At 69.5% G+C, this 25,665-nt stretch carries 20 protein-coding genes and 2 tRNA genes; 9 read left to right on the top strand and 13 right to left on the bottom strand.

What is annotated here, in order from left to right:
• The first annotated feature begins 53 nt into the window (after window positions 1–53).
• Both AB0N17_RS07710 and AB0N17_RS07705 read left to right on the top strand, forming a co-directional pair.
• Window positions 54–605 carry a SigE family RNA polymerase sigma factor gene (locus tag AB0N17_RS07710; protein ID WP_366010247.1) on the top strand — a complete coding sequence of 184 codons (552 nt, stop codon included), beginning with the start codon at window positions 54–56 and terminating at the stop codon, window positions 603–605.
• Window positions 606–858: 253 nt separating this feature from the next.
• Window positions 859–2,514: a long-chain fatty acid--CoA ligase gene (locus AB0N17_RS07705; RefSeq protein WP_366010246.1), complete on the top strand. Its 1,656-nt coding sequence runs from the start codon at window positions 859–861 to the stop codon at window positions 2,512–2,514.
• Window positions 2,515–2,628: 114 nt separating this feature from the next.
• Here AB0N17_RS07705 and AB0N17_RS07700 read toward each other — a convergent pair whose 3' ends face one another.
• Complete coding sequence (locus AB0N17_RS07700; protein ID WP_366010245.1) at window positions 2,629–3,867, bottom strand: MFS transporter; 1,239 nt, start codon at window positions 3,865–3,867, stop codon at window positions 2,629–2,631.
• A 132-nt stretch (window positions 3,868–3,999) separates the two neighbouring features.
• On the opposite strand from AB0N17_RS07700, the gene AB0N17_RS07695 reads away from it, so the two are divergent.
• Entirely contained in the window at window positions 4,000–4,581 is a 582-nt protein-coding gene (locus AB0N17_RS07695) for a TetR family transcriptional regulator (protein WP_366010244.1), read from the top strand.
• Window positions 4,582–4,650: 69 nt separating this feature from the next.
• Here the strand turns inward: AB0N17_RS07695 and AB0N17_RS07690 are convergent, their stop codons facing one another.
• Complete coding sequence (locus AB0N17_RS07690; protein WP_366010243.1) at window positions 4,651–9,261, bottom strand: PAS domain-containing protein; 4,611 nt, start codon at window positions 9,259–9,261, stop codon at window positions 4,651–4,653.
• A gap of 386 nt (window positions 9,262–9,647) precedes the next feature.
• Entirely contained in the window at window positions 9,648–10,154 is a 507-nt protein-coding gene (locus tag AB0N17_RS07685) for an SSI family serine proteinase inhibitor (RefSeq protein WP_366010242.1), read from the bottom strand.
• Between the two features lie 197 nt (window positions 10,155–10,351).
• Between AB0N17_RS07685 and AB0N17_RS07680 the strand changes: the two genes are divergently transcribed.
• Both AB0N17_RS07680 and AB0N17_RS07675 read left to right on the top strand, forming a co-directional pair.
• A tRNA-Ser gene (locus AB0N17_RS07680) sits at window positions 10,352–10,442 on the top strand.
• Window positions 10,443–10,646: 204 nt separating this feature from the next.
• Window positions 10,647–10,719, top strand: a tRNA-Arg gene (locus AB0N17_RS07675).
• Between the two features lie 91 nt (window positions 10,720–10,810).
• On the opposite strand, the gene AB0N17_RS07670 is transcribed toward AB0N17_RS07675, so the two are convergent.
• The 6 genes from AB0N17_RS07670 to AB0N17_RS07645 all read right to left on the bottom strand — a co-directional run bounded on the left by AB0N17_RS07670 (window position 10,811) and on the right by AB0N17_RS07645 (window position 16,607).
• Entirely contained in the window at window positions 10,811–12,094 is a 1,284-nt protein-coding gene (locus AB0N17_RS07670) for a tyrosine-type recombinase/integrase (RefSeq protein ID WP_366010241.1), read from the bottom strand.
• The gene (locus AB0N17_RS07665) at window positions 12,094–12,276 is read right to left on the bottom strand and encodes a helix-turn-helix domain-containing protein (protein WP_132835788.1); all 183 of its coding nucleotides are present in this window, start codon (window positions 12,274–12,276) and stop codon (window positions 12,094–12,096) included. Before AB0N17_RS07665 ends, AB0N17_RS07670 begins: the two co-directional genes overlap by 1 nt.
• Window positions 12,273–13,736 carry a replication initiator gene (locus AB0N17_RS07660; RefSeq protein WP_366010240.1) on the bottom strand — a complete coding sequence of 488 codons (1,464 nt, stop codon included), beginning with the start codon at window positions 13,734–13,736 and terminating at the stop codon, window positions 12,273–12,275. Before AB0N17_RS07660 ends, AB0N17_RS07665 begins: the two co-directional genes overlap by 4 nt.
• Window positions 13,737–13,888: 152 nt before the next feature.
• Window positions 13,889–14,593 carry a DUF2637 domain-containing protein gene (locus tag AB0N17_RS07655; protein WP_366010239.1) on the bottom strand — a complete coding sequence of 235 codons (705 nt, stop codon included), beginning with the start codon at window positions 14,591–14,593 and terminating at the stop codon, window positions 13,889–13,891.
• Window positions 14,594–14,647: 54 nt separating this feature from the next.
• A complete protein-coding gene (locus tag AB0N17_RS07650; RefSeq protein ID WP_366010238.1) occupies window positions 14,648–16,063 on the bottom strand; it encodes a cell division protein FtsK in 1,416 nt (471 codons plus the stop codon).
• 193 nt (window positions 16,064–16,256) lie between these two features.
• Entirely contained in the window at window positions 16,257–16,607 is a 351-nt protein-coding gene (locus AB0N17_RS07645) for a hypothetical protein (protein ID WP_366010237.1), read from the bottom strand.
• A 170-nt stretch (window positions 16,608–16,777) separates the two neighbouring features.
• Between AB0N17_RS07645 and AB0N17_RS07640 the strand changes: the two genes are divergently transcribed.
• Window positions 16,778–17,260 carry a GntR family transcriptional regulator gene (locus tag AB0N17_RS07640; RefSeq protein WP_366010236.1) on the top strand — a complete coding sequence of 161 codons (483 nt, stop codon included), beginning with the start codon at window positions 16,778–16,780 and terminating at the stop codon, window positions 17,258–17,260.
• Window positions 17,261–18,200: 940 nt separating this feature from the next.
• Here the strand turns inward: AB0N17_RS07640 and AB0N17_RS07635 are convergent.
• The 3 genes from AB0N17_RS07635 to AB0N17_RS07625 form a co-directional block, all read right to left on the bottom strand.
• Window positions 18,201–19,037: a protein kinase gene (locus AB0N17_RS07635; RefSeq protein WP_366010235.1), complete on the bottom strand. Its 837-nt coding sequence runs from the start codon at window positions 19,035–19,037 to the stop codon at window positions 18,201–18,203.
• Window positions 19,038–19,107: 70 nt separating this feature from the next.
• On the bottom strand, window positions 19,108–19,551 hold the full coding sequence (locus AB0N17_RS07630) for a hypothetical protein (protein WP_359689332.1): 444 nt from the start codon (window positions 19,549–19,551) through the stop codon (window positions 19,108–19,110).
• A 247-nt stretch (window positions 19,552–19,798) separates the two neighbouring features.
• Window positions 19,799–20,029 carry a hypothetical protein gene (locus AB0N17_RS07625; RefSeq protein ID WP_366010234.1) on the bottom strand — a complete coding sequence of 77 codons (231 nt, stop codon included), beginning with the start codon at window positions 20,027–20,029 and terminating at the stop codon, window positions 19,799–19,801.
• A gap of 119 nt (window positions 20,030–20,148) precedes the next feature.
• Here AB0N17_RS07625 and AB0N17_RS07620 point away from each other — a divergent pair, with 119 nt between their 5' ends.
• The 3 genes from AB0N17_RS07620 to AB0N17_RS07610 all read left to right on the top strand — a co-directional run bounded on the left by AB0N17_RS07620 (window position 20,149) and on the right by AB0N17_RS07610 (window position 23,993).
• Entirely contained in the window at window positions 20,149–20,892 is a 744-nt protein-coding gene (locus tag AB0N17_RS07620) for a helix-turn-helix domain-containing protein (protein WP_189890756.1), read from the top strand.
• Window positions 20,893–20,894: 2 nt separating this feature from the next.
• Window positions 20,895–21,365 carry an NUDIX domain-containing protein gene (locus tag AB0N17_RS07615; protein ID WP_366010233.1) on the top strand — a complete coding sequence of 157 codons (471 nt, stop codon included), beginning with the start codon at window positions 20,895–20,897 and terminating at the stop codon, window positions 21,363–21,365.
• A 405-nt stretch (window positions 21,366–21,770) separates the two neighbouring features.
• The gene (locus AB0N17_RS07610; RefSeq protein ID WP_366010232.1) at window positions 21,771–23,993 is read left to right on the top strand and encodes a restriction endonuclease; all 2,223 of its coding nucleotides are present in this window, start codon (window positions 21,771–21,773) and stop codon (window positions 23,991–23,993) included.
• Between the two features lie 750 nt (window positions 23,994–24,743).
• On the opposite strand, the gene AB0N17_RS07605 is transcribed toward AB0N17_RS07610, so the two are convergent.
• Entirely contained in the window at window positions 24,744–25,313 is a 570-nt protein-coding gene (locus AB0N17_RS07605; RefSeq protein WP_366010231.1) for a DUF4232 domain-containing protein, read from the bottom strand.
• Between the last annotated feature and the right edge of the window lie 352 nt (window positions 25,314–25,665).

The raw sequence follows: 25,665 nt of genomic DNA, 5'->3' as shown, positions 1-25,665 counted from the left end.
CTTCGGGACCTGCGGGCGATCCGCGGGCAGGGGCCCGCTCCTAGCGTGGAGCCATGACCACACCCGTCTGCACCAGCGCCTCGGCCGCCGCCGCACCAGCGCGGCAGACCCCGTACCCGTCGTTCGCGTCGTACGTCAGGGCCCGCCAGCCGGTGCTGCTGCGTACCGCGCGCTCGCTGACCGCGAACCCCAGCGATGCCGAGGATCTGCTGCAGACCGCGCTCGCCAAGACCTATGTGGCCTGGGAGCGGATCGAGGACCAGCGGGCGCTCGACGGCTATGTGCGCCGGGCCCTGCTGAACACCCGTACCTCGCAGTGGCGCAAGCGCAGGGTGGACGAGTTCAGCTGCGACGAGCTGCCCGAGCCGGAGCCCGTGCCCGGCGACGACCCGGCGGAGCGGCAGGCGCTGCACGACGCCATGTGGCGGGCGATCGGGAAGCTGCCCGCGCGGCAGCGGGCGATGGTCGTCCTGAGGTACTACGAGGACCTCAGCGAGGCGCAGACCGCCGAGGTGCTGGGGGTCTCGGTGGGCACCGTGAAGTCGGCGGTGTCGCGCGCGCTCGGCAAGCTGCGCGAGGACCCCGAGCTGGTCCTGGCGCGCTAGGCCCCCTCCGGCGGGCCCCTCCGGCGGGCCCCTCCGGCGGGCCCCTCCGGCGGGCCCCTCCGGCGGCCCCCTCCGGCGGCCCCCTCCGGCGGGCCCCTCCGGCGGGCCCCCCGGCGGAGCCCTGATGGCCGGATGCCCGGCGTCCCCATGCGTACCTAATTGGGCTCCCCCTAGTGACATACCGCGCGGTATGTGCGCAGAATCAGCGGCAACCTGTACCACCGCGTAGGCGATGTCGCCCAGGAGGACTGCCGTGCTGAGCACCATGCAGGACGTACCGCTGTTGATCTCGAGGATCCTGACTCATGGGTCGTCGGTCCACGGCTCGTCGCAGGTGACCACCTGGACCGGCGAGGCCGAGCCGCAGCGGCGCAGCTTCGCCGAGGTGGGCGCCCGTGCGGCGCAACTGGCGCACGCCCTGCGCGACGAGCTGGGGGTGAGCGGTGACGAGCGGGTCGCGACCCTCATGTGGAACAACGCGGACCACGTGGAGGCGTACTTCGCGATCCCGTCCATGGGTGCGGTGCTGCACACGCTCAATCTGCGGCTGCCCGCCGAGCAGTTGGCGTGGATCGTCAACCACGCGGCCGACCGGGTCGTCGTCGTCAACGGTTCGCTGATCCCGCTGTTCGCGCCGCTGCTGCCGAAGCTGCCGACGGTGGAGCACATCGTCGTCTCCGGCCCCGGTGACCGTGCCCCGCTGGCGGGCGCGAGTGCGCGGGTGCACGAGTACGAGGAGCTGATCGCCGGCCGGCCGACGACGTTCGACTGGCCGGAACTGGACGAGCGCAGGGCCGCCGCCATGTGTTACACCTCCGGGACCACGGGCGACCCCAAGGGCGTGGTGTACAGCCACCGTTCGATCTATCTGCACTCCATGCAGCTCAACATGACCGAGTCGATGGGCCTGACCGACCAGGACACCTCGCTGGTCGTGGTCCCCCAGTTCCACGTCAACGCCTGGGGTCTGCCGCACGCCGCCTTCCTGACCGGTATCAACATGCTGATGCCGGACCGCTTCCTGCAGCCCGCGCCGCTCGCCGAGATGATCGAGGGCGAGCGGCCGACCCACGCGGCGGCCGTCCCGACCATCTGGCAGGGCCTGCTCGCCGAGCTGACGGCCCGCCCCCGGGACGTGTCCTCCCTCGGCCAGGTCACCATCGGCGGTGCCGCATGCCCGCCCTCCCTCATGGCGGCGTTCGACAAGCTCGGCATGCGGGTCTGTCACGCCTGGGGCATGACCGAGACCTCCCCGCTCGGCACGGTGGCCCGGCCGCCGGCCCACGCGGTCGGCACCGAGGAGGAGTTCGCCTACCGCCTCACCCAGGGCCGTTTCCCGGCCGGTGTCGAGGCCCGCCTCACCGGCCCCGGCGGCGAACGGCTGCCCTGGGACGGCGAGTCGGCCGGCGAGCTGGAGGTGCGCGGCGCGTGGATCGCGGGCGCCTACTACAACGGCCCCGACGCCGAACCGCTGCGCCCCGCCGACAAGTTCAGCGAGGACGGCTGGCTGAAGACGGGCGACGTCGGCACCATCTCCCCCGACGGCTTCCTCACCCTCACCGACCGGGCCAAGGACGTCATCAAGTCCGGCGGCGAGTGGATCTCCTCGGTCGAGCTGGAGAACGCCCTGATGTCCCACCCGGACGTCGCCGAGGCGGCCGTGGTCGCCGTACCCGACGAGAAGTGGGGCGAACGCCCGCTGGCCACGGTGGTCCTGAAGGCGGGCGCCACCGCCGACTTCGCGACCCTGCGCGCCTTCCTCGCCGAGGAGGGCCGCATCGCCAGGTGGCAGCTGCCCGAGCGGTGGACGATCGTCGAGTCGGTGCCGAAGACGAGCGTGGGGAAGTTCGACAAGAAGGTGCTGCGCAGGCAGTACGCGGACGGCCGGCTGGACGTCACCGAGCTGTGAACCGCGGGGAGCGCCGGGCGGATCCTCCTCCTCCTGCCCGGCGCGACCGCACGGTCCCCCCGGTTCCGGGGCGACCGCACGGTCCCCCCGGTTCCGGCCGCCGTAACCGGTGCCTCAGCGCCGCCCCGCAGGGCCGGCCGCCGTCACCCACCCCAGCACCAGCCACACGCCCGCCACCGCGCACACCCCCGACCAGCCCCAGTGGCCGAAGGCGGGGCCCGCGGCGGCCGAGGCGAGGGCGCCGCCCGCGAAGCCGGAGACGACGTAGGCGGTGTTGGCGGTGGCCGGGGTGGAGGTGGTGGTCAGGGCGAGGGTCTGGTTGGCGACGTGGGAGGCGACCAGGGCGGCGTGCACGGCGATCGCCGCGGCGAACAGCGCCACCAGGACGTGCCCGCCGAGCCAGAACAGCGGCACGGACACCGCCGCCAGCAGATACGCGGTGCCCACGACCCGCGCGGCGCCGAACCGGTCCACCAGGCCGCCCGCCACCGGTGCCACCGCGGTGGAGGTCAGGCCGAAGAGGCCGAAGAGACCGGCGGTCGCGGTCGACAGGCCGTAGGACGGGCCGGTCAGCAGGAGCGCGAGGGACGTCCACAGCGCGCTCCAGGCGCCGAACATCCCGGCCTGCCGCAGGCACGCCCGCCGCAGCTCGGGTGAGCGGCGCAGCAGCCCCGGCAGCTCGGCGACGCCCGCGAACAGCGGTCCCCGCCGTGTGCGCCGTTCCGCGGGCAGGGCCAGGGCGGTGGCGAGGCCCAGCGCGAGGGTCAGGACGGCGGACCCGCCGAACACCCAGCGCCAGCCGAAGGCCTGTCCGGCCAGGCCGCCGACGACCCGGGCCGCGACGATGCCGGTGAACAGCCCGGCGATGACGGCCGCGACATGCCGGGCGCGGCGGTCGGCGGGGGCGCGCTCGGCGACCAGCGGGACCAGCAGTTGCGGTACGACGGTCGCGGCGGAGGCGGCGAACACGGCGACCGCCAGGGCGGCGGTGCCCGGGGCCAGGGCCGCGAGGGCCAGGGCGAGCGTGGTGGCCACGGTGAGGCCGGCGACGAGCGGGCGCCGGTCGACGCGGTCCCCGAGCGGGGCGAAGAAGAGCAGTCCGGCCGCGTAGCCGAACTGCGCGACCGAGGCGATCCAGGTCACGGCCGACGGAACGGTGCCGAAGTCGTGGGCGATCAGGGGGAGCAGCGGGGCCGCGAGGTAGATGTTGGCGGCCGTCACGGCGGTGCAGACGGCGATCAGCAGCAGGAACGGCCGGCCGGAGGCGGCGGGCCGGTCCGGGGCGGGGGCCTGGGGCCGACGGGTGGGGCGGGCACTGCCGGGGGTGGAGCGGGTACCGGTCGCTGACGGCATGAGCGGGAGCACTCCTTCGAGCCGACTCTCACAACTAACTGGTTGGTTGGTAGCTGCCAGCGTGCACCGAGTCCGCATTCCCCGTCAACCAAATAGTTGGTTACCTGCTTGCCGCCGCCCTACCCTGTCCCCATGGCAGCAGTGAGGGACCCCGAGGCCACCAAGGCCCGTATCTTCGACGCGGCGGTCGCCGAGTTCGCCCGGCACGGCATCGCGGGCGCCCGCATCGACCGCATCGCCGCCGAGGCGAAGGCCAACAAGCAGCTGATCTACGCCTACTTCGGCAACAAGGCGGAGCTGTTCACCCAGGTCCTCGGCAGGTGCATGGTCGACCTGGCCGCCGCCGTCCCCGTCGACCCCGACGACATCGACGGCTACGTCGACCGCCTCCTCGACTACCACGCCACCCACCCCGAACTGCTGCGCCTGCTCTTCTGGGAGGGCATCGAGTACGGCAGCACCGAGCTGCCCGACGAGCCGCAGCGCCAGGAGCACTACGCGCGCAAGGTCGGCGCGATCGCGGACGGCCAGGCCCGCGGCGTCATCACGGACGCCTTCCCGCCCGGCGACCTGCTCATCCTGCTGACCGCGCTGACCAACTGGATGGTGGTCGTGCCGCAGATGCGACGCATCCTCTCGGGCACCGACGACACCGACCGCGAGCGCCTGCGGGCCTCCATCAAGGAGGCGGCCCGCAGGCTCACGGCACGCTGAGCGCGGGCCGACGCCGATCCGAGGGCCGACGCCGATCCGAGGGCCGACGCCGATCCGCCGTTCAGCCGGTCAGTTGGTGCCGACCCGTGCCAGCAGGTCCACGATCCGTCCCTGCACCTCGTCGCTCGTGGACCGCTCCGCCAGGAACAGCACCGTCTCGCCCGAGGCCAGCCGGGGCAGGTCGGCCGGGTCGACGGCGGCGGTGTAGACGACGAGCGGGGTGCGGTTGAGCTGCCCGTTCGCGCGCAGCCAGTCCACGATCCCGGATTGCCGGCGGTGCACCTGCAGCAGGTCCATCACCACCAGGTTCGGCCGGAACTGACCCGCCAGCGTCACCGCGTCGTTGTCGCTCGCGGCCCGCGCCACCTGCATCCCGCGCCGCTCCAGCGTCGAGGTCAGCGCCAGCGCGATCTCCGCGTGCTCCTCGATGAGCAGCACCCGCGGCGGATGCTGCTCGCTGTCCCGGGGAGCCAGCGCCTTCAGCAGTACGGCGGGGTCGGCGCCGTACGCCGCCTCGCGCGTCGCCTGCCCGAGCCCGGCCGTGACCAGCACCGGCACCTCGGCGGCCACGGCGGCCTGGCGCAGCGACTGCAGGGCCGTCCGCGTGATCGGCCCGGTCAGCGGGTCCACGAACAGGGCGGCCGGGAACGCCGCGATCTGCGCGTCGACCTCCTCACGGGAGTGCACGATGACGGGCCGGTAGCCGCGGTCGCTCAGCGCCTGCTGGGTCGTCACGTCCGGCGCCGGCCACACCAGCAGCCGGCGCGGGTTGTCCAGCGGCTCCGGCGGCAGCTCGTCGTCGAGCGGCTGCGGGCGCGGGGTGTCCGCGATCTCCACCGCCCCACCGGGGCCGTCGAGCGGCTCGGGCCCCTCGGCCGCGTTCGCGTCGGGGGCGCCTATGGCGTACGACCGTCCGGCGCCCTCGGTGCCCGGGGCGAGCCGGGACTGTCCGGGCAGCGACGGCTGCGCAACCGGCTGCGCGGGCGCCGCCTCGGCCGGCGGATGCGGCCGGGCCGCCTGCTCGGCCTTCGGCTGCGGCTGCGGCTGGGCCTGCGACGGGGCCTGCGACGGGGCCTGCGGTTCGGGACGCGTCGCCGGGTCCGGGGGCGTGCCCAGCTTGCGGCGGCGGCCGGAACCGCCCGGCGCGTGCGGGGGCGGCGTCGCCGTCGGCTGCTGCACCTGCGCGGCCTGCCGGGCGAACGGCACCCCCTGCCCCAGCGTCCGCACGCTGATCGCCCTGCCCTGCGTGGAGTTCGGGTCGGCCGCCGCTCCGGCGGCCTCGGCGGGCAGGGGCTGCGCGGCCCGCTGCGGCGCACCGGGCACCTGCGGCACACGCGTGCCGGCGCCGGACGTGTCATCAATGCCGGGCCACTGCTGCGGCACGCCGGCCCCGGTCTGGGCGGGCAGCGGCTGGGCGGCGGCCGCCACCGGGGTACCGGCGGGCGGGGTCGCGGGCTGCGCCTGGCCGGGGGCCGCGGGGGCGGGCCGGCCGGCCGTGCCCTGCGCGGGCACGGCCGCCTGCCCGCCGGAGGCGGTACCGGGGCCCGCCTGGGCCTGGGCGGGCACCTGGCCCGGAGCCGGCGCGGGCCCGCCCTGCGCGGGGATGCCCTGGCCGGCCGTGGCCTGCGCCGGAACGCCCCGGGCGGGGGTGTCCTGGGCGGGGGCCGGCGTGGCCTGAGCCGCCGGGGTCTGCGGGGCCTGGCCGGGAGCGCCCGCCGCCGGAGCCGCCTGCGGAGAGGCCGGCTGAAGGGTGGCCCCCTGAGCGGAGGCCCCCTGCGGAGCGACGCCCTGAGGGGGAACCGGCTGACCGGGTCCGGCCTGTCCGGGAGCCTGCCGGGCGGGGGCCGGCAACGCCGGTACGGGCTGGGCGGCTTCCGGAGCGCCCGCGGGTGCGGTCCCCGGCGCCACCGCCTGCGCGGCCTCCGCCGGCTGGGCCACGGCCCGGCGGCGCCGGCCGGTGGGGGCGGCGGTGGGATGCGGCTGCGGCGGGGTGTGGTCCGCGCTCTGGTCGAGCGGTACGGCGTCGTGCCGGCCGTCGTCACCGGGTGCGCTCTCGGCGGACAGCGGCGACCGGGCGGGCACCTGGACCTGGCCGGGCAGGGACGCGGGAACCGGGACCGGCCCGGGAACGGCACCGGGACCGACGGGTACGCCCGCACCGGGACCGACGGGTACGCCCGCACCGGGACCGACGGGTACGCCCGCTCCGGCACCCGGCACGAGCCCGGCGCCGGCACCCGGCTCCGGCCCGGCGTCCGCGGAGCCCGGGGAACGGTCGGCATCGGCGGGAGGCAGGGCGAAGACCGGACGGGCGCCGCCGGCCTCCTGAGCCGCGGCACGTTCCGCCGCGGCGGCCAGCGCACGCCGGCGCCGGCCGGTCGGCTGAGCGCCCTCCGCCGCAGCGTCCTCCGCCGCAACGTCCTCGGCCGGGAAAGCGGCGGAAGCGCCGGCATCCGGCGCCGGCCGCGCGGCGCCGGCCGCGGGCAGCGCGGGCGGCAGGGCGGCCTGCGGGGCACCCGGGTCACGGCGGGCGCGTCGGCCCACGGGCGCGGGCACGCCCTGTGGCGGCACGGCGCCGCCGAGTGCCGTGTGGGAGGCGGCGGCGCCCGCGGCATGCTCGGCCGCGGTCACGACGGCACCCTCGGCCACACTCCCGTCACCGGAACCCGGTTCCGCGGGGCGCCCACGGCGCCGCCCGGTCCCGTCGGACGCGGCCTCCGCGTCCTCGGCCACGACGGCTCCGCTCTCCTCGGCGGGGGCGGCGGCACGCCGGCGGCGGCGTCCGGTCGGCGCGGCGTCCGGGTCACCGGTCTCGGCCGCGCCGGGCACGTCACCCTCCAGGAAGGCGTCCGTGGACCCGCGCCGGGCCCGCCGCCGTCCACCGGCGGAGGGGTCCTCGGCGGCCGGCGTACCGTCCGCACCCGCCGCGTCCCCGGTTACGGCGACCTCCGCGCCGTCCGGAATCCGGCCGCCGTCCGGAAGCTGGGCGGCGACCGGAAGCTGGGCGGCGACCGCCCCGGCCCCGCCGCCGAGCGGCACCTCGAGCACGTACGCGCTGCCGCTCATGCCCGGCACCTCGTGCGTCTGCAGCACCCCGCCGTGGGCGCGCACGATCCCGCGCACGATCGGCTCGTGCACCGGGTCTCCCCCGGCGTACGGACCGCGCACCTCGATCCGCGCGACCTCGCCGCGCTGAGCGGCGGCGACCACGACGGTGTTGTCCATGTAACCGCCCACCGAGACGGGCGCGTTGCCGGTGGCGTCGACACCCGCGACGTTCGCCACCAGATGCGCGAGCGCGGTGGCGAGGCGCTGCGGATCGACCTCCGCCTCGATGGGCGGCGCGTGCACGGCGAACTGCAGCCGCCCGGGGCCGACCAGCTCCACCGCCCCGTCCACACCGGCGGCGACGACGGCGTCGAGCATCACCTTCGTCCGGGTGACCTGCTCGCCGCCGGCGTCCAGCCGCTGGTAGCCGAGGACGTTGTCGATGAGCGTCGTGATCCGGGAGTAGCCGGCCGAGAGATGGTGCAGCACCTGGTTGGCCTCGGGCCACAGCTGGCCCGCGTCGTCGGCGGCCAGGGCGGCCAGCTCGCGCCGCAGCTCGTCCAGCGGCCCGCGCAGCGACTGCCCGAGCAGGGTCAGCAGCTGCTCGTGCCGCCCGGCGAGCGCCTCGTGGCGGTCGTTCTCGCGCTCGGCGAGCGCGGCGTAGCGCTCCTCACCGGCCGCCAGCTCCTCCGCGTGCCTCTCGCGCAGCTCCTCCAGCTCGGTGACGTGCTCCTGGCGCAGCGCGGTCAGGTCGGAGGCGTGCTTCTCGGAGAGCTTCTCCAGCTCCTCGGCGTGCGCCTTCTCCAGCGCGGTCTTCTCCTCCGCCAGGGACTCGTACGGCCGCCGGTCGGTGAAGGTCATCACGGCGCCGACGAGCTGGTCCCCGTCCCGCACCGGCGCGGTGGTCAGGTCGACGGACACCTGCGCGTCGCCCTTGGACCACAGCACCTGCCCGCGCACCCGGTGCTTGCGCCCGGAGCGCAGCGTGTCGGCGAGCGGCGACTCCTCGTACGGGAAGGGCGAGCCGTCGGCGCGCGAGTGCAGCACGAGGGCGTGCAGCTCCTTGCCGCCCAGCTCACCGGCCCGGTAACCCAGTATCTGCGCGGCGGCCGGGTTGACGAGCACGATCCGCCCGTCGGTGTCGGTGCCCACGACACCTTCCGCCGCCGCCCGCAGGATCATCTCGGTCTGCCGTTGCGACCGCGCCAGCTCCGCCTCGGTGTCGACGGTGCCGGACAGGTCCCGTACGACGAGCATCAGCAGCTCGTCACCGGTGTACCCGTAACCGTCGTACGCCTGCTGCCCGTTCTCCAGGTTCGCGCTCGTGACCTCGACCGGGAACTCCGTGCCGTCGGTCCGCCGCGCGACCATCCGCGTCGGCTTGGTCCGCCCGCGGGGGTCCATGTGATCGGGGAGCCGCATGGACCCGGGAATGAGCTTGGAGTCGAACTGCGGCAGCAGATCGAGCAACCCGCGCCCGACGAGTGCCGTGCCCGGCGCCTCGAAGGCCTCCAGCGCGATGGTGTTGGCGTTGACGACGGTTCCGTTGGCGTTGACCAGGACCAACGCGTCCGGCAGCGCGTCGAGTATGGCTGCGAGGCGAGCAGCGCCTCGGGATGGCCTGCTGCTCACGAGACGCCTTCCTCCCTGTTACCGCACCTTGCCGACCGCTCGGGCCATCTTGCCAACCGGCCCGCGACGTGTCACGCGAGGGAGTCTAAGGGCACCGGTTGCGCTCGCGACGCCGGATGAGAGGGAGGTCCCACGAGGAAGTGACGGCGAACGCGTGATCGGGTGCCCTGACTCCGCGAGACCTTCGCGGGACCTTTACGGGAACGTTGTCTTCGCCAAGGGGCCCATTCACGCCACGGACGACCACGAGACCGGCCACCGCGCCACCACGCGACCGGCCGCCCGCCTGAGGGACGTGTCCGCCCGGCCGACCGCCCGGCCGACCGTCCGGCACTCGTCCGCCACGTCCGTCACCCGTCCGTCACCCGTCCGCGTGGCACACCCGACTACCCGGCCGGTGTCCCCATGCCCGGCAGCAGCGGCACCATCCGGTCCCACCGGCCGATCTCGCACCCGTCGCTGCGGTCGTAGGCGGCGTCGACCGGACGGCCGGCCCAGGTGCCGGTGACACGGGCGGTGGCCGGTCCGCCGTAGATCATGGTGCAGGTGGTGCCGGGCGGCACCGGGGCGAAGGTGTCCCGGCCCCAGCCGGTGTGCGCGTCCAGGGCCCGGCAGGCCCCGGCGGGGTCCGGGTGGCTGCCGCCGTCGGGGTGGCAGAACAGCTCGAAGGTCCCGTCCCGCCCGGAACCGGCGTGCCGCACGACCACGGTCAGGTGATCACCGGCCCGGTCCTCGGGGCGCGCGGGCGGCGGCGCGGCGGGCGCCGCGGTGGCGGGTACGGCGGTGAGGGCGGCCAGGGACGAGAGCGCCGAGACGGCGACGAGGGCGGGCGCGATCACGGCCCGTGCGGCACCGCGCCGGGCCCCGTGGCCGCGCCGAAGGAGGGAATCCATGCCCTGCCCAACGCCCGGACCCTCCGGACGTTGCGCCCCACCCCGCCCCACCCCGTCCCACCTCGCGCCTCGCCGGAAGGAAGCCCTTTGCCCTGCGGCCCGACTGCCTAGTACCGTGGGGGGCGATTGGTGACGCGGTGCTCGACTGTGTCATCATCTGCACGCACCACTCGCGCGCTCGCGGGAGCGGTTGTGCTGGAGGCGTCGCCTAGTCCGGTCTATGGCGCCGCACTGCTAATGCGGTTTGGGCCTTACAGCCCATCGAGGGTTCAAATCCCTCCGCCTCCGCACCGATCCCGAAGCCCCGGTCCCCAGGACCGGGGCTTCGGCGTTCCCCCACCCTCGGCACCGATCCCCCCACGGATTCGCGTTTTCGCAGGTCACAAGGGGTGTGCCAATCGGATTTCACATGACGGCGGCAGTCATGTAATGTTCTTCCTGTCGCCGGGACGGGCCGAAAGGGCCGGGAACGGAGACAAAAACTAAAGACAAGCACTCGTAGCTTAACGGATAGAGCATCTGACTACGGATCAGAAGGTTGCAGGTTCGAATCCTGCCGAGTGCACAACAGTTCAGAGGCCCTGTGGAGAGATCCACAGGGCCTCTGGCTTATGCGTTGACGGCAGTGATTGACGGCAACCATCTTTCGACGTCGATCAGACGGTCACCAGGACCCCGGCCGTGCCGTCGTCATCGTCCCCGTCGTTGCCGTCACTCCTCAGGGCGTCCCCGACGCGATTGAACGCGGAGCGCTGCGAGTCGAGCCGGACGAAGGTGTAGATGTCCATGGTCACGCGGATCGAGCTGTGGCCGAGGACTTCCATGATCATGCGAGCGTCGGCGCCCTGTTCGTGGAGCAGCGAGGCGCAGGTGTGGCGTAGGTCATGAAAGCGGACCTTGCGGACGCCGGCACGGACGCACAGGGCGTCGAAGGAGCGATTCAGGTTGCGGGGCTCGATGGGGGTCCCGTTCTTGGTGGTGAAGACGAGGCCCTGACCCGTCCCCCTCCAGTTGTTGCCCGCTCCCTTCCGGTCGGCGATCTGCTGGGCGCGCTGCGCCCGGAGCGCGGTCACGCACTCGGACGGCAGGGCCACACGGCGGGCCGAGCGCTGCGTCTTCGGCGCGACGATCAGCAGTTCGCCACCGACCCGCTGTAGGGCCTGCCGGACGGTGAGGACGCCTTCGTGGAGATCCACGTCCGACCAGCGCAGCCCGAGCAGCTCCCCGCGCCGCAGGCCGATGCGGACCGCCAGCTCGTACGCGGCCCAGAGTCGGTTGTCGCGGGCCGCCGCCAGGAGCTGACGCCCTTCCTTGGCAGTGAGCGGTTCGATCTCGCGCTTCGTGCCCATGCTCAGCTCCACGTTCCGGGCAACGTTCCGGGGCAGCTCGTCCTCACGCACGGCGTGCTGGAGAGCCGCCCGCAGGATCACCAGCAGGAAGCGCACGGTCCGGTCAGAGGGGAGCTTCTTGCAGCACTTGCCGAGGGCGCAGCAGCGCCGCTTGTGCTCCGGCCGCTTCTTGTCCTTGCCCTGCGCGCAGCACTGGCAGGTGATGGCCGTCTTCGCGAGGAAAGCGCGGATGTCGCGGGCGGTGAGCCGGACCAGCTTCTTCCGGCCGAACTCCGAAGTGACGTAGTTGCGGACGAGGGACTCGTAGTTGACGTAAGTCGTCCGGCGGACCTTGCCCTGGGCGACGTTCGTCAGCCAGTACGCCAGGTACTCGGCAATGGTCATCTTGTTGGTGGCGACCGGGAGGCCGCTGAGGGAGTTGGCCTTGAGCTTGGTGAGCTTCTCGTGGGCGTCGTCCCAGGTCTTGCCGTAGACGCTGCGCCGCTTGTACGTGCCGTCTGTCGTGAGGACGTACGCGCTTCCCTCCCAACGTCCGTCCTTGCGGAGGTAGATGGTGCCCTCGTTGTTGGGGTTCTTCTTCGGCTTGGTCATCAGGCGGCTTCCTGTTCGGTGCGGAGGGATATGTACGCGTCCACGGCGGCTTCACTGATGCGGCGGCAGCGGCCGATCTTGAACGAGGCGAGTTCACGGGAGCGGATCAGGTCGTGGACCTTCCAGCGGCTGATGCCGAGACGCTCGGCGACCTGGTCCACGGTGAGCACGGCCGTCGTCATGCGGGCACCAGCCCTTCTTTCTTGGCTCGTTGGGAGTGGGCGATGTCGTGGCGGACCTGGGCGGCGAGGAGTTCTTCGCCGGGGCGGTAGCCACTGCTGAGGTAGGTCCAGGAGGAGGCGGTGACGAGGGTGGTGTTCTCGTCGTCGACCGGGAGGCCGGCGCGGTTCCGGGCGGCTTCGGCTTGGGCGGTGCGCCAGGCCCGGCGTACGTCGCGGAGGGCGCCGAGGGTGGTCGAGTAAGCGCGTGACTTGCTGGAGAAGTGGCCACGGAAGCCGAGCATGTGAGCCCACTTCCAGAGCTTGAGATCGGCGAACTCCGGGAGGTGGCCGAGGGCCCAAGCGGTGCGGATCATCTGCCGCGCGTGCTGCTGTACCGGGAGATCGGCGAGACGTTCGGCCTGGCCAGTTCCGTCGCAGTCGCCGCAGAGGTCGCGGAAGCCGTCGGGGCCCCGCAGGTAGCCCCGGCCGGAGCAGGGTCCGCATACGAGGGTGCGGTCCACGGTGCCCGCGCCTTCAGCGTTCTTGGTGGCGTACTTGGCGACGTATCCGGCGACCTTGGCATCAGTGAGTTCGCCGTCGCCGAGGGCGGATATCTGGTCCACCTTGAAGCGGTCGCCCCACCTGATGACGCGTTCGCCGACCGCGTCCGACTCGACTGTGAGCCGGGCACGCTCGACCGCCAGGCCGACAGCCGCCCGGAGGGCGTCGAAGGTGGCCCAGGACGGGGGCGAGGTGGTGTGACCTTCCGGCCCGTCGAAGCGGACGACCGCATGGAAGTGGACCAGGCCGCGTTGTTGGTACTCGGCGACCTTGGCGAAGGAGACGCGGAGGGCCGCATTGAGCGCCTTCTGCGTCATGCCGAGGTGCTCGGCAAGGGCGCGGCGCAGGTAGGTCGTGAAGCGCGCCCACAGGACCCCGGCGTGAGCGTTCCACAGCACGGCGCCGGTGTAGTCGTAGCTTGCCGGGCGGAGCGGGGCACCGAGTTCGGGAGCGTCCTCGGAGTGGCTCTCGCCGCATGTGCACGGGCGGGGCTTGCCCGCGTTGGTCGTGGGGCGGTTGTGGACGGGGCCGAAGGACGGGGCGGTGAGGGTGACGAAGGCGCGCGGGTGTTCGCGGACGGATTCGGCGACGTTCTTGCCGCCGGACAGTCCGGCCTTGATCAGGTGGAAGGTGTCGGCCGCGTAGAGGCGGGAGCAGGCCGGGCAGCGGGAGGCGCGGCGGTTGCCGCAGGTGGTGAGGAGACGGCCGGAGGGTTCGTCCTCGGAGCGGTAGGACCGGACGATCTGCTTGCTGCTCTGGTCGGTCGTGATGGTCCAGCCGTGCAGGTTGATGGGGTTGGTGCAGCCCCGCAGGTTGCGGACCTGTTCCGTCACGCGGTCGAAGTCGTCGGTGTTGGCCAGTTCGACCAGGTCCCGCAGGCCGGGGCTGATGATGTGGTGCAGGTCGAGGGAGCGGCGCATGACTGGCGGGGCGTCCTTTCTGGCGCGAGGGTGAGCGGGCGGGCAGCAGCCGTTTTCGTGCGCTCGGGCTGCTGCCCGTAGGCATGGCAGGGGGAGCCCAGTGGCGGGCGAGGGTGAGAGATACCGGGACGGCCGGCGGAGAGTGCGCGGTCCTACAGAGCGGCGTGGAGGGCAGTGGCCATGGGCAGGCCGATGCCGAGTCGCGTCTTGAGCTGAGCCGCTGTGATGGGTTCGCCGTGCTCGGTTTGGTGGGACGCCGCGATCGAGCGTGCTTCGGTCAGCAGCGGCTCAGGCACCTTGGTTGTAGGCGCGGCAGGAGTCGAGGCGACGAGGGGAGCGATCAGCACGGGGGTCTGTTCTGGCGTCACGGGCAGTGCCGTGGGGGCAGCCGGGGCGGGCGTCGCGTCGGCTTCCGGGCCTATCTCGTCGTGCGCGGAGTCCAGGTTGGCCGGGCGGGCGACTGTGTGGAAGGCGCGCAGGAGCTGCGGGCCGACGGCGCCCCAGCCGAGTAGGAGTAGCGGGGCCACGGCGTCCACGGCGGCACGGCCGTAGTGTCCGGCGACGATCGGCTCGGCGACGTTGAGGGCCAGGGTCAGGAGCCCGGAGAAGTGCATGAGCCGGGTGGCCGCAGTCATCTGTTCGGCGGGCAGCCCGCGCAGGGAAAGGTAGCGCAGGGCGACCAGGAGGCCGACCACGGAAAGGTCCACCATCGGCGCGATGAGCGGTGCGATCGGGGCGGGGACGCCCAGGCGCAGGGCGAGTGACCAGACGTTGCCGAAGGAGAAGACGAATGCCAGCGCAGCAATGACGATCATGACGGCGGTGATCGTGCGCTGAGTGATCCGGTCCTCTGTCATTGGATGTTCACCTCCTCTCGGGTGGCGTCGTGTGTGTCCGGGGCCAGGGGGCAGTCAGGCCGCCTCGGTGCCGGTCTTGGTCAGGTCCAGGTCCCCCAGGCGAGGGCCGAGGATGGCTTCGAGGAGGGCGTACGGGTCTGCGGTGAGACTCGCGGTCTGCTCGGCGATGCGGGCCGCGTCGGCGTCCGCCACGTACGGCGTGCGGATGCGGGTGAAGCCAGGCTGTGACTGGTGGTTCATGGACGCGACGCCGACATAGGTGGGGTCCTGGAGGTTGATCGGGTTGGCGTCCGGCCATTCCCGGATCTCCTCGCCGAGCGCGGCCACGGCGGCTTCGGCGGTCTTCTGCGCGAAGCTCAGGCCCACGGGGCACACGTCCCGGATGAAGGTCGGGATCGCGTCGCCGGTGGACTTCTGGGTGGTGAGGATGACGAGCAGGCCCACGGAACGGCCCTTCTTCACCAGGTCCTCGACGAGCCGGGCGTTCTCGGCGGCCAGAGCGGCGAGCTTCCTGGTCTTCGGGTCGCTGCCCTTGTGGTCGCGGAAGTAGGTGTGGGCTTCGTCGATGATCAGCACGACCAGCGGCCAGCGGTCGGACGGGCCGACGTCCCACATGGACTTCATCCCAAGCACAGAGCGCACCGAGGCCGATCGTGCACGGCGCAGTTCCACGAGGTGACGGAACAGCTTGTTGGCTTCTTCCAGGTCATCGCCCACGAAGGCGAACATGCGCTGTACCCAGTCGGCGTAGTCGCCCTCGTACGCAGCCGAGACCTTGCCGTCCGCACAGGCGAACTGCACCGCAGACGAGGGTGCCCAGTCCGACAGAAGTCGGTTGACCAGGCTGGTCTTTCCGAAGCCGGGCAGACCGGCCACGGTCACGCCGGGTACCTGTGTGAGGTTCACGGACACCGGCTGGGCGTACTCGTCGACACCGAGGTCCCACCGAGCCGTCTCGTCCGGCACGTCACCTGTGGGGCGGTGCTCGATGGGGAACTTCAGCGGGTCGAGACGAACGCCCCGGATGACGACCTGCCCCGGCCGGTCCTGCGTGACAGCCACCCGTGTGCACCGCCAGGCGTCAGCCAGATGTGGGGCAGCCTTCTGGAACTGTTCGAGGCCCACGCCGGGCAGGCACTGCGCCCGCGCGATCACCCCGTACGCGTCGTGCGTCACCTTCAGAGCCGGTATGAGGACGCGCGGCTTGATGGGCTTGCCGTTCGTGTTCGCCAGCGTTGCCATCGCGGTCGGGGTCTTGTCCGTGGCCGACAGCTTGAGCATCGGTGCCAGTCGCTTCCAGCCCCACCGCACTCGTACGGCCTGCCAGATGGACTGCCGGGTCATGGCGTCCGCACGCAGGTAGCGCACCACCCACCCCACCGCCCAGCCGACGATCACGGCGAGCACTAGGACAACGACAAGGGGCGTGTAGCCGACGATCCCTTCAGCCGGGGCGTTCTGATTCTTCATGCGGGATTCTCCGGGGGTTGTAGAGGAAGGGCGGCGAGGGCCGTCCGATCCGCCAAGGAACCGAGGCGGGGGTAGCCGTAGCCGACGAGCACAGCCGCCACCGAGTTCACGAGCGATTCGGTGAACCGGGCATCCGGCCCGGTGTGAGGCAGCGGGTAGCTGCGCTCAGCGCCGGACCGGCGAGCCGTGCCGCTCACGTCGCTTCAGCGGCCGGAGACATCAAGTCCAGCCGATCGGCGCGGTAGGCGATGCCGTCCGACAGCGAGCCGTTGAAGATCCGCGCCCAGGGGGTGGCGAACAGCTCCACCGGCATGACCGGGACACCGGGCCGGAGGCCGTTGGGAAGGCCGGTCTCCGGAACGGTGATCTTCAGGGCCTCGGCGCGGTCCTCCTCCATGAAGAAGAGGGTGATCGTGTAGAGCTTCGCGCCGGTCTCACGGTCGGTCGCGAAGTGCGTCTTCTCGGCGTCCGCGTACTTCGGCACCGGCAGGGTGCCGACCATGAACGACGAGGTGGGGAGCAGGCCAACACGGATGCGTGCCATAGGAGTTGCGTCCTTTCGGTCGCGCTCCGCCGGGTCAGAGGAGCGTGATCACCATTGAACATAGCTGACCTAGCAGTGTCAAGTGAATGTGGTGAGCTAGGTGTCGCCTGGCATAGGACACCTATGTCAGTGGGGTGTGCTAGGCCAGCTAGGGTAGATATTCTTGGTGCATGAGCCCCGCCCCAGACAGCAAGCAAGACCGCCGGCCGCCGTACCAGCACGCTGCCGACGAGCTTCGGCGCGAGATCTTGCAGGGGCGGATCAAGCCGGGTGAGCAGTTGCCCGCCATCCGCGAGCTACAGGAACGCTTTGGCGTGGCCAACATGACCATGAGATCCGCGCTCAACGTGCTGCGCGATGAGGGATTGATCTACACGATCCATGGTCGAGGCAGCTTCGTCGCAGACCACGATGGCGGCGGCGAGTTCTCAGCGAGCTACACAGCACCGGCCTGGTACTTGGCGAACAGGGGCGAGAAGCCGAGCCAGGCAGAGCCAGCGGAGGGAAGGCCCGACGACGCTGAAGCCGCCGGCGCCACCCTCGCTGAAATGCTCACAGCACTACGAGACGAGATGCGCGCCCTCAGTGCTGATCATCAGGAACTGCGGCGTGAGGTCGAGGAGCTGAAGGCTGCCCAGCAGGCGAAGCCGTAGCCCTGAGCTTGGCCACTTCCTCTCGCAACTCTCTGGTCTCCCTGCTGAGGCGACCGACCACGGCCTGCATCTCTTTGATCAGCGCGGCCACCTGTTCCGTGTCCCCGAGGTGAATGCTGGTCAACCCCATTTCGTGGTCCGGTATGTGCTCGGCCATCGCTCCCCGTTTGCCGCCGTGCCGTCGTTTGCGTAGGTGCTAGTTCGAACCGTCGAGGCGCTGCTTGATCGCTTACCCAAGGGGCCTCTGGTGCAGGTCAGGAGCTTGTTCGTCGTGCGGTCGCGGGTCTCTCGCGCTGCTCGACCAGTGACCTGCCCTGCGGAGCTGTTCAGAGTTTCTTTACTTGGATCAAGGCGGCCCGCCTACGGCGGCCCGCGCGCGCTGGCGGCCCGGGGCCGCCGCCGCTCCCTGTCTCCGCCACCGCTCCGGCGGCCCCCCGCCGCTCAGCGCGCAGCACCACCAAGGTGGTCGACCAGGCCAGGAGGAAACCCGACCGCCCCGAGCACCAGGACCAGGCCGACACCGAACAAGCGCGACCACACCGCCCAACCGGCCACCGCCCCACACCGAAGCGGCCGCAGAGCCGCAGGCAGTGCCCATGCGTCATGCAGCCGTGCTGACAACGCCCCGGACGAAATGGGGCCGAGGACCGTGACGCATTGAAGAAGCGTGGCTGAGGCCGGCAGGCGGTTGCTGGAAACACACGTGACGGGCGCTCGTTCGGCGCACCCGCCGTCGTGGCTGACTTTCGGTGGCTCAGGTCAGAACCCCTCTCCAACTCGACAACGGGGAACCGGGGTTCCAGCAGCGCCCGCATACGAGCACGCCAACCGCCCCGGTACCATCGGCACCGGGGTCCTGACTAGGGATTCCGCGACCGGGCCACCCCGAATGCTGTCCAGGCCGAGGGGTGGTCCGGTCTTCTGCTTGTGGGTCTGCGGCTCAGCTCAGGGCCTTACCGACCTCGTAGATCGTGGGCCTGTCCTCAGGCGCCGGGCTGAGCATGGCGTCGATCAGTTCGCCCAGCTCGCCTGGCACCCCCACAGACCGGCGCTTGCCACTCGCGACGGCTCGTCTCTGCTCAGGGCGCGGTGCGTCGTCCGGGTACTCGACGGCCCGCCAGCCGGTGGCGGAAATGAGCAGGGACGCGCCGAGCGCATAGATGTCGGCTTCCTGCGTAGGCTCTGCCTCTCCGGTCGCAAGCACGCTGCGCGCGATCTCCGGCGCCTCGTAGTGGACGAGGCAGCCGCGGAACGGGAAGTCGTACCCCTCCGGGACGTGTCCGCCGTGAGCCAAGGCCAGGTCGATGAGGTGCGTGCGATCCGGACCGATGATGAAGTGCGCGGGCTGCACGTCGCCATGGGCCCAGCCTCTGCCGTGCAGCTCAGCCAGCGCCTCTACGCAGCCGAGGGCGGCACTGGTATGAGGCTCCATACGAGAGTCCGGCTCACGACAGGACCTCCACAGCTCGTACAGGTCGGGCCCCTCGTGCCACGGCTGGAAGTTCCAGGTGCCCTGCTCCCATTCGCCGTACGCGAAGTCATCGAGGCCGAGTCGGTGCAGCACGGCCCCTTCGCGTGCGGGAGCGAGGGCCGTCCAGGGCTGAGCGGGCCAGTCGGCCGTAGCCTCGATCGGATAACCGACCTTGACGGCGTATTGCCCCCGATGGCTCTCGACCTCCCAGACCATCGAGCCTCGACGATTGACGACCAGGCGCTGAGCCTTGGGCATGAGTGCGTCGAGCACGACGATCGGCAGTTCAGGGGGTGTCCTGGGCAACGTCTGTTCTCCTTCCGGGCAACGCGGCCGACCCCGCATCGAGGTCGGCCGCGTCGCTGGTGCCGTGTCGCTACGCCTGACCGTACGGACGGCCGCAGTCCGCGTCGCACTGCGCGAGGTTCGTGCCGTCCACGGTCCAGAGGTCGTCGAAGACCATGAACCCGGCCGCCTTCATCGCGTGCGCGGACGCGGCGACCTTCTTCGGGTCGCGGGGCCCTCCGCCCGGCATGGGGTTGTGGTGGAGGAAGCGGCCCGCGTACCGGTCGCAGAGCGCGGCGTACTCCTTCGTGTGCAGGATGAGCGCGTGCAGACCGAGGTCCACGTCGTCCGACGGAACCATGGGGACGGTCGCAGTCGCGGCGGTGACCACGAAGGCCACCGCCTGGTCCGCGATCCGCTCGGCTCGTTCGCGGGACTGCCCGTTGTGGAGGATCACGAAGTGGGTGAGGCTGTCGAACAGCTCCTCACCAGCCACCGCGCGACCGGTCTTCTGGTCGTTGGCCGTTGCCGTCATGCGAATACTCCTTGAGTGTCGCTGTGCTCTGGCACTTGCGCCCGCATCGGTCGCCGAGGCAGGGCCTATGGCGACCGGGGGTTGGAAGGCCGACCCCGAACGGGGCAGGGGGAGCCAGGGAAGGTGGCACCCCGTTCGGGGCGGCCGGTCTACTGGCTGGTACCGAGGGCCATGCCGATCACCAGGCCACACGATCCGCTGATCATGATGATGAACAGGACCCCGGCATACCGGCCGATGGCGCGCATCACAGGCCGTCCCGACTGTTGCCGTTCTTGATGGCCAGGCGGGCGCTCAGTTCTTCCCGCGCGGTCGGGGCCACCACGTTGTCCGGCAGGGCATCCCACTCGACGCCGCCGCCGACGGGCCTTATCTGCACCCGGCCGCCGACCTCGCCCATGACGACGCCGATACGTCCACTGGCAGTGTCCTTCGCCAGTTCGCCGATGCCTGGTCTGGTCTGCTGGTTGCTCGCCATGCGGACGAGCATCCTGCCGCTGGCGAGGACGTCGGAACCTCCGACAAACCCCACTTCGGGACGTCCCGCGTCGGGTAGAACGTCCCTAGTGCCGTCCCCGGCTGTTAGGAGAGATTGGGATGCCGAACGAGAGGTTACGTGCTGCCATGGCGGCCGGCGGCTGGACGTACGCCGCCCTTGCGGACAAGGTCGAAGTCGACCCCAAGTCCGTTGAACGATGGGTCAATCTAGGGCGTACGCCGCGCCGTGCCACGGCCATGCTGGCAGCGGAAATACTAGGAGAAGACGTGCACGCTCTATGGCCCGCGCTCCGGCAGGCACGCCCTGCCCGCGCTGTCAGTCCGGAACTTGTGGCTCTCTACGACCAGCGGGCGGACATCCCCGTGTCCACCTTCGTGGACATGCTGACCCAGGCCCGCGAGCACATCGACGTGTTGGTCTACGCTGCCGTGTTCCTGCACGAGGCGTACCCGCGGCTCAACGACTTGCTGCGAGAGCGAGCGGACGACGGGTGTGCGGTTCGCATCGCGATCGGCGACCCGGACAGTACGAATGTCCAACAGCGCGGCGCGGAGGAGAGGTTCGGCCACGGGATCGAGTCCCGTTGTCGACTCGCCCTCATGCACTACCGCCCCCTTGCTGGGGTACCTGGCATCGAGGTGCGCACCCATGCCACCACGCTCTACAACTCGATCTACCGTGCGGATGACCAGGCACTGGTGAATGCCCATGTCTGGGGCGTGAACGCCTACGGTGCTCCCGTGTGGCATCTCCGGCGCAGCGGAAAGGGCGGCATGTTCGACACCTACGCCAGCAGCTTCGACGCGGTGTGGGAAACCGCGACGCCGGTACGAGAAGGGTGACCATGGCACGGACCGAGTACTACGACGACCCAGCGGCACCGGAGCCGAACAGCCTGGTGGTCGCCGCGTCCGCCGTGGTCACCGACGACGAAGGGCGCGTACTGCTTCAGCGCCGCACGGATAACGGTCTGTGGGCGCTACCTGGTGGCGGCATGGAGATGACCGACTCACTCCCAGGAACGGCCGTCCGCGAGGTGAAGGAAGAAACCGGTCTAGACATAGAGATCACCGGGCTCGTGGGCACGTACACCGACCCTCGCCACATCATCGCCTACTCGGATGGTGAGGTGCGCAGGCAGTTCAACGTTTGCTTCACAGCCCGTGTGGTCGGCGGCCGGCTCGCGATCTCGGACGAGTCCACGGAGCTGCGGTTCGTCCAGCCGGAGGACATCGATCAACTGCCAATGCACCACACGCAGCGGCTTCGGATCCGTCACTTCCTAGAACATCGTGAGCGGCCCTACCTCGGTTGATCGCATTCGCGTGACCGCTTTAGAGGTTCGAGCCGACGCTTCCTGCGGGGCCTGCTCGGCGCATCACCTGCGGAACCGTGAGGCCGGTTCTCTAAGTTTGGGCATGGTGGTGACGGCGTGCAGATCGACTTGTGTGACCTGCGACTGTTGTTCGCTACAACCATCGCTTGGTCTTCGCTGGTCGCCGGTGGGCGGAGTCTGATGGCCCAGATGCTGATCACTCGCGGGCTACCCGCTTCTTGTCGAGCGGAGCCCTGACTTGGTGGTTGTGGGGTGCCATGACACCCCCAGTCCGGCTGCCAGCAGGACCGGCATGTCAAGGTGTGTGAGCGTATTCCCCCACTCGAGGCGGTACTGAAGGACTACGATCTTCCTTCGCGGCGCGGGACACCTTGGGGGTGGGGCGTGGACTTGCTCGATCTGCAAAAACTGTCTGACCTTGACTTCGAAGGTCTCTGCAAAGACATACTTGAACGCCTACTTGGCGTGAGGCTTGAGATATTTTCAAGCGGCCCGGACGGCGGCATCGATCTACGATATTATGCCCCGAATCAGACAATCATCATCCAATGCAAGCACTGGATGAAAAGCGGGCGTGCAAAACTTATTGCACACTTGTTTGACAGCGAACTTCCCAAGCTGGATCGCATGCACCCGAGGCCAATGCGTTACATTTTGGCCACCTCGGTCGAATTGACACCAGCCGCCAAGGAAAAGATCCTTGACGGTTTTCGACCCTACATTCAAAGTTCCGGGGACATCTACGGGCTCGATGAGATTACGTCGTTTCTGCAGAATAACCCCGAAGTGGTTCGCAAAAACATGAGGCTATGGCTCAACGACGCCACGATCCTTGAGGCCATGATCTCGAAAAATGTGATCCAGTGGTCGCTGCATCTCGCCGATGACATCAAAGAAACATTGCGCACGTACGTGCCGAGTGCTAATTTGCGCAAAGCGATGAACCTCGTGGAGAGGAATCACGTAGTTTTGGTGTCAGGGCCGCCGGGTGTAGGCAAGACGACATTGGCCCAGGTGATTTGTGCTCACTACGCCGATCGTGGATTCGAAGTCGTCGAAGTATCCGAAAACGTGGAAGACGTTTTTCGAGTCTGGCATGACGGGGAACCGCAGATTTTCATCTACGATGATTTTCTTGGCCAGACTTCACTGGATGACAAGTTGCACAAAAATGAAGACAGTAGACTTCTGTCCTTGATTCGGCGCATCCGCAAGGATTCGACCAAAAGATTCGTCTGCACAACACGTGAATACGTACTCCAGCAGGCGCGACAAAGATATGAGCGTATGGACCGAGGGGATCTCGACCCCCTCACGTTCACGGTCGATATAGATGTTCTCGGACGCGAAGAGCGGGCCCAGATACTTTACAATCACGTCTACTGGTCCGAATGGCCGGCCGCCGCGAAGCGGCATTTCTCCCATCCGGACGTCTATCGTCCGATCATTAGGCACGGCAACTTCAATCCAAGGGCTATCGCAGACCTCCTATCTGCACCGTTCGAGCCCGAACTGGGCGAAGCCGGTACTCAAGTCCGAGCAGCCCTTGACGACCCTATGGCGTTGTGGAGGCACGTGTTTGATCACCAATTGAAGGACAGCGACAGGGACGTCCTCCGTCTCCTCTTCACCTTCGGTGGTAAGGCTGACCTGTCAGTTCTAGGGAAAGCATATCTAGAGTTTACCAATCGCGGCTCGTCTCATTTCAAAGCCAGCTTGAGGATTCTGAATGGTACACTCGTCCGACTATTCGACGAGGAAGCCCGTAGTTACGTAGAATTCAGTAACCCTTCCGTTAACGACTTCATGTTGATCAAGTTTTCGGAAGAGAGCGACCTAATCGTCAGGGTGCTGAAGAACCCGTACTCTTTCGACCAGGTGGCGCTTCTCTGGTCCTACCATGACGCACCAGTGGACGCTGGTCTGCCCGCTCGGTTGAACCTCATTCCTTTTCGGGCGGAAGTTGAGGAGGCGGCAATGGCGACATTGGACCGCCATGAGACGGCCACGCACTCCAAGGCAGGCAGAGCTGCGGTCTGCCTGAACATCGCAGGCTCAATGCACGTCCCGAGAATTGAGACTTGGGCGGTGCGAAGGTTGAAGCAGCCAGGGTTCGTCTATAGGGGGTCGACTAGCGACATAATTTCTCTGATTCGAATTACGGAGGTTTCTGCAAATCCCAGGATCAGGCAGCTTCATGATTCGGTGAGACTGGAAGGGCTCACTTCCCTGTTTAATAAGGATCGAGGCGACTACGGCCTGTTCGTAGCAGCTAGCCATGCCATAGACCTTGCTGAATTCGTGGACGATGGAATTAGGGAGGGTCTATGTGAACAGGCAGATGGAATGTTTGAAGCGCTACTGGATCAGTACTCCCGTGACCCTGACGGCGTGGACGCGGACATGATCGATAGCGGCCTTGACTACATACTGCGATATGACGAGCTCTGGCAATATAAGTGGCCGAGCGCTGCGGCCTTGCTGGAAAGTTGGCTTCCGGAAGAGGCGCAGGGTTTGGAAGGGAGCGAAGAAGAATCTGATATAGATCCAGAATATATTGACGGCGATGCTTATCTTACTATGAATTCCCTCAGGTTCCTTGAGTGATGCGCCGATGCTGTTGTCACCGACCGCCTCAACATGACGGTGTTCTGACCCCTCGCTGTGCCGCCTTCCGGTGGGCGACCAGCCGGCGCCGCCGCGCGCTGTGCGCGGCGTGTCGCATGTCGGATCGGACGCTGTGAGCCGGTGCAACCCTTCAGAGCTGACGGCAACGCTGACGGCAACGACGGCACATAGAGACCGTTGATCACGACCGTCAGCGATCAGCCGAGAGGCGGGCGGAGCGTCCGCCCAACAGCGTGCCCGATCCTACGGATCAGAAGGTTGCAGGTTCGAATCCTGCCGAGTGCACACAGATCAAAGGCCCTTCAGGTTCATCCTGAGGGGCCTTCGACATCGACGCGGCCCGAAGCGTCGATCATCCTCGGTGCGCGAGCGTGATCGTGCTGTGCCCGAGCGTCTCCATGATCGTGCGAGCGTCCACACCCTGTGAAAGCAGCAGCGACGCGACCGGTCGCCGGGGTGCCCTCACGTCAACGGCAGGCATCCTGGCCGTCCTAGTTGCTGACGCCAAGACAACAGGCAGTCATCGCAGGACTCCTGAGTGATGCGGCCCCAGTTCCAGTCGAAGGGGCCCGCTGACTGTGCTGAATGGTCGGTCGGCACCACGCCTGTCCGGGGGGAACACGCCTACGGATCACCGCAGGTCGGCGACTCAGCGCACTTTTGGTGCGTTGAGTCGCCGACCTGCACTTATGTGCAGTTCCTCGTAAACGGGTAGGGGGGACGGGGGGGTCAGGAAGGCTTGACCGCCGAGACCGGGGTGACGGTCACCTTGTTGTCGCACTCGGCCCACACCCCGTCGTTCAGGGCGACCTGGTGCTTCCCGGCGTGCGGCAGCCCGATGACCATCGTCGGATACGTCACCGGGTCCTTGCCCGACACGCAGTAGCCGTCGGCCTCCCCCTGGACCTGGACGAAGGTCAGCTTCACCCACGCCTTGCCGTGCGGCCGGACCGTCACGGTGGCCGCCTTGCCGGTGGGGGTGACCTTGAGCGGGGTGTTGTGGGCGGGGGAGCCGTTGCCGGCGCCCGCGACCGTCGGATGGCCCTTCAGGACGCACGTCCTCCGGGAGACGTTGGTGAACTGCACGACCGCCGCCCCGGTCCCGGTCCCGACGGGCCGGTGGACGGCCTGCCAGGCGCTGACCTTGAGGGCGGAGGCCGGGCAGGCGGGCGGCGGGGTGGAGGTGGTGGTGCTCGCCGCCATGGCGGTGCCGGGCAGGATGCCGGTCACCGCCGCCGCGACGGCCGTGACCGCCGTCGTCGCCAGTGCCGCCCTGCGAATGCCGTTGCTGTGACGCATGCTGTCGTCCCCCTGAGTCGTCTCGTCCGCGGGTTTCGGTCGTCGGTTGTTGCCCCGCGGTACGCGTGGTCGTGGTACGTGAGTGCAGAGTGGGCGGGAGAGCGGCAGGGTTCCGTGCGGCGACTACTTGTGACGGAACGGTGACGACAGGCCGCACCCGTGCAGATGGCCGTCAAGTCATACGCATCCTGAGGGGCCTTTGGCATGGTGCCGCGCCCGAGCGTTCACATGATCGCGGCCCCCGGCGTGTCCCGAGGGGCCTGGCCGACCAGTTCGCGGCCGACTCCGCCGGTGGCCCCGAAAACGGTGAGCTTCATGGCTGCTCCGGTCTTCCTGTGGTCGGTGCTGCGCC

Source organism: Streptomyces sp. NPDC051133 (assembly GCF_040682635.1).
Classification (GTDB): domain Bacteria; phylum Actinomycetota; class Actinomycetes; order Streptomycetales; family Streptomycetaceae; genus Streptomyces.
This window is presented reverse-complemented; position numbering and strand designations above follow the sequence as displayed.

Bases quoted from the DNA above. Each gene is read 5' to 3' on its own strand.
- AB0N17_RS07710 (WP_366010247.1), top strand. From the start codon at position 54: ATGACCACACCCGTCTGCACCAGCGCCTCGGCCGCCGCCGCACCAGCG.
- AB0N17_RS07700 (WP_366010245.1), bottom strand. From the start codon at position 3,867: ATGCCGTCAGCGACCGGTACCCGCTCCACCCCCGGCAGTGCCCGCCCC.
- AB0N17_RS07695 (WP_366010244.1), top strand. From the start codon at position 4,000: ATGGCAGCAGTGAGGGACCCCGAGGCCACCAAGGCCCGTATCTTCGAC.
- AB0N17_RS07685 (WP_366010242.1), bottom strand. From the start codon at position 10,154: ATGGATTCCCTCCTTCGGCGCGGCCACGGGGCCCGGCGCGGTGCCGCA.
- AB0N17_RS07670 (WP_366010241.1), bottom strand. From the start codon at position 12,094: ATGACCAAGCCGAAGAAGAACCCCAACAACGAGGGCACCATCTACCTC.
- AB0N17_RS07665 (WP_132835788.1), bottom strand. From the start codon at position 12,276: ATGACGACGGCCGTGCTCACCGTGGACCAGGTCGCCGAGCGTCTCGGC.
- AB0N17_RS07660 (WP_366010240.1), bottom strand. From the start codon at position 13,736: ATGCGCCGCTCCCTCGACCTGCACCACATCATCAGCCCCGGCCTGCGG.
- AB0N17_RS07655 (WP_366010239.1), bottom strand. From the start codon at position 14,593: ATGACAGAGGACCGGATCACTCAGCGCACGATCACCGCCGTCATGATC.
- AB0N17_RS07650 (WP_366010238.1), bottom strand. From the start codon at position 16,063: ATGAAGAATCAGAACGCCCCGGCTGAAGGGATCGTCGGCTACACGCCC.
- AB0N17_RS07645 (WP_366010237.1), bottom strand. From the start codon at position 16,607: ATGGCACGCATCCGTGTTGGCCTGCTCCCCACCTCGTCGTTCATGGTC.
- AB0N17_RS07640 (WP_366010236.1), top strand. From the start codon at position 16,778: ATGAGCCCCGCCCCAGACAGCAAGCAAGACCGCCGGCCGCCGTACCAG.
- AB0N17_RS07630 (WP_359689332.1), bottom strand. From the start codon at position 19,551: ATGACGGCAACGGCCAACGACCAGAAGACCGGTCGCGCGGTGGCTGGT.
- AB0N17_RS07625 (WP_366010234.1), bottom strand. From the start codon at position 20,029: ATGGCGAGCAACCAGCAGACCAGACCAGGCATCGGCGAACTGGCGAAG.
- AB0N17_RS07620 (WP_189890756.1), top strand. From the start codon at position 20,149: ATGCCGAACGAGAGGTTACGTGCTGCCATGGCGGCCGGCGGCTGGACG.
- AB0N17_RS07615 (WP_366010233.1), top strand. From the start codon at position 20,895: ATGGCACGGACCGAGTACTACGACGACCCAGCGGCACCGGAGCCGAAC.
- AB0N17_RS07605 (WP_366010231.1), bottom strand. From the start codon at position 25,313: ATGCGTCACAGCAACGGCATTCGCAGGGCGGCACTGGCGACGACGGCG.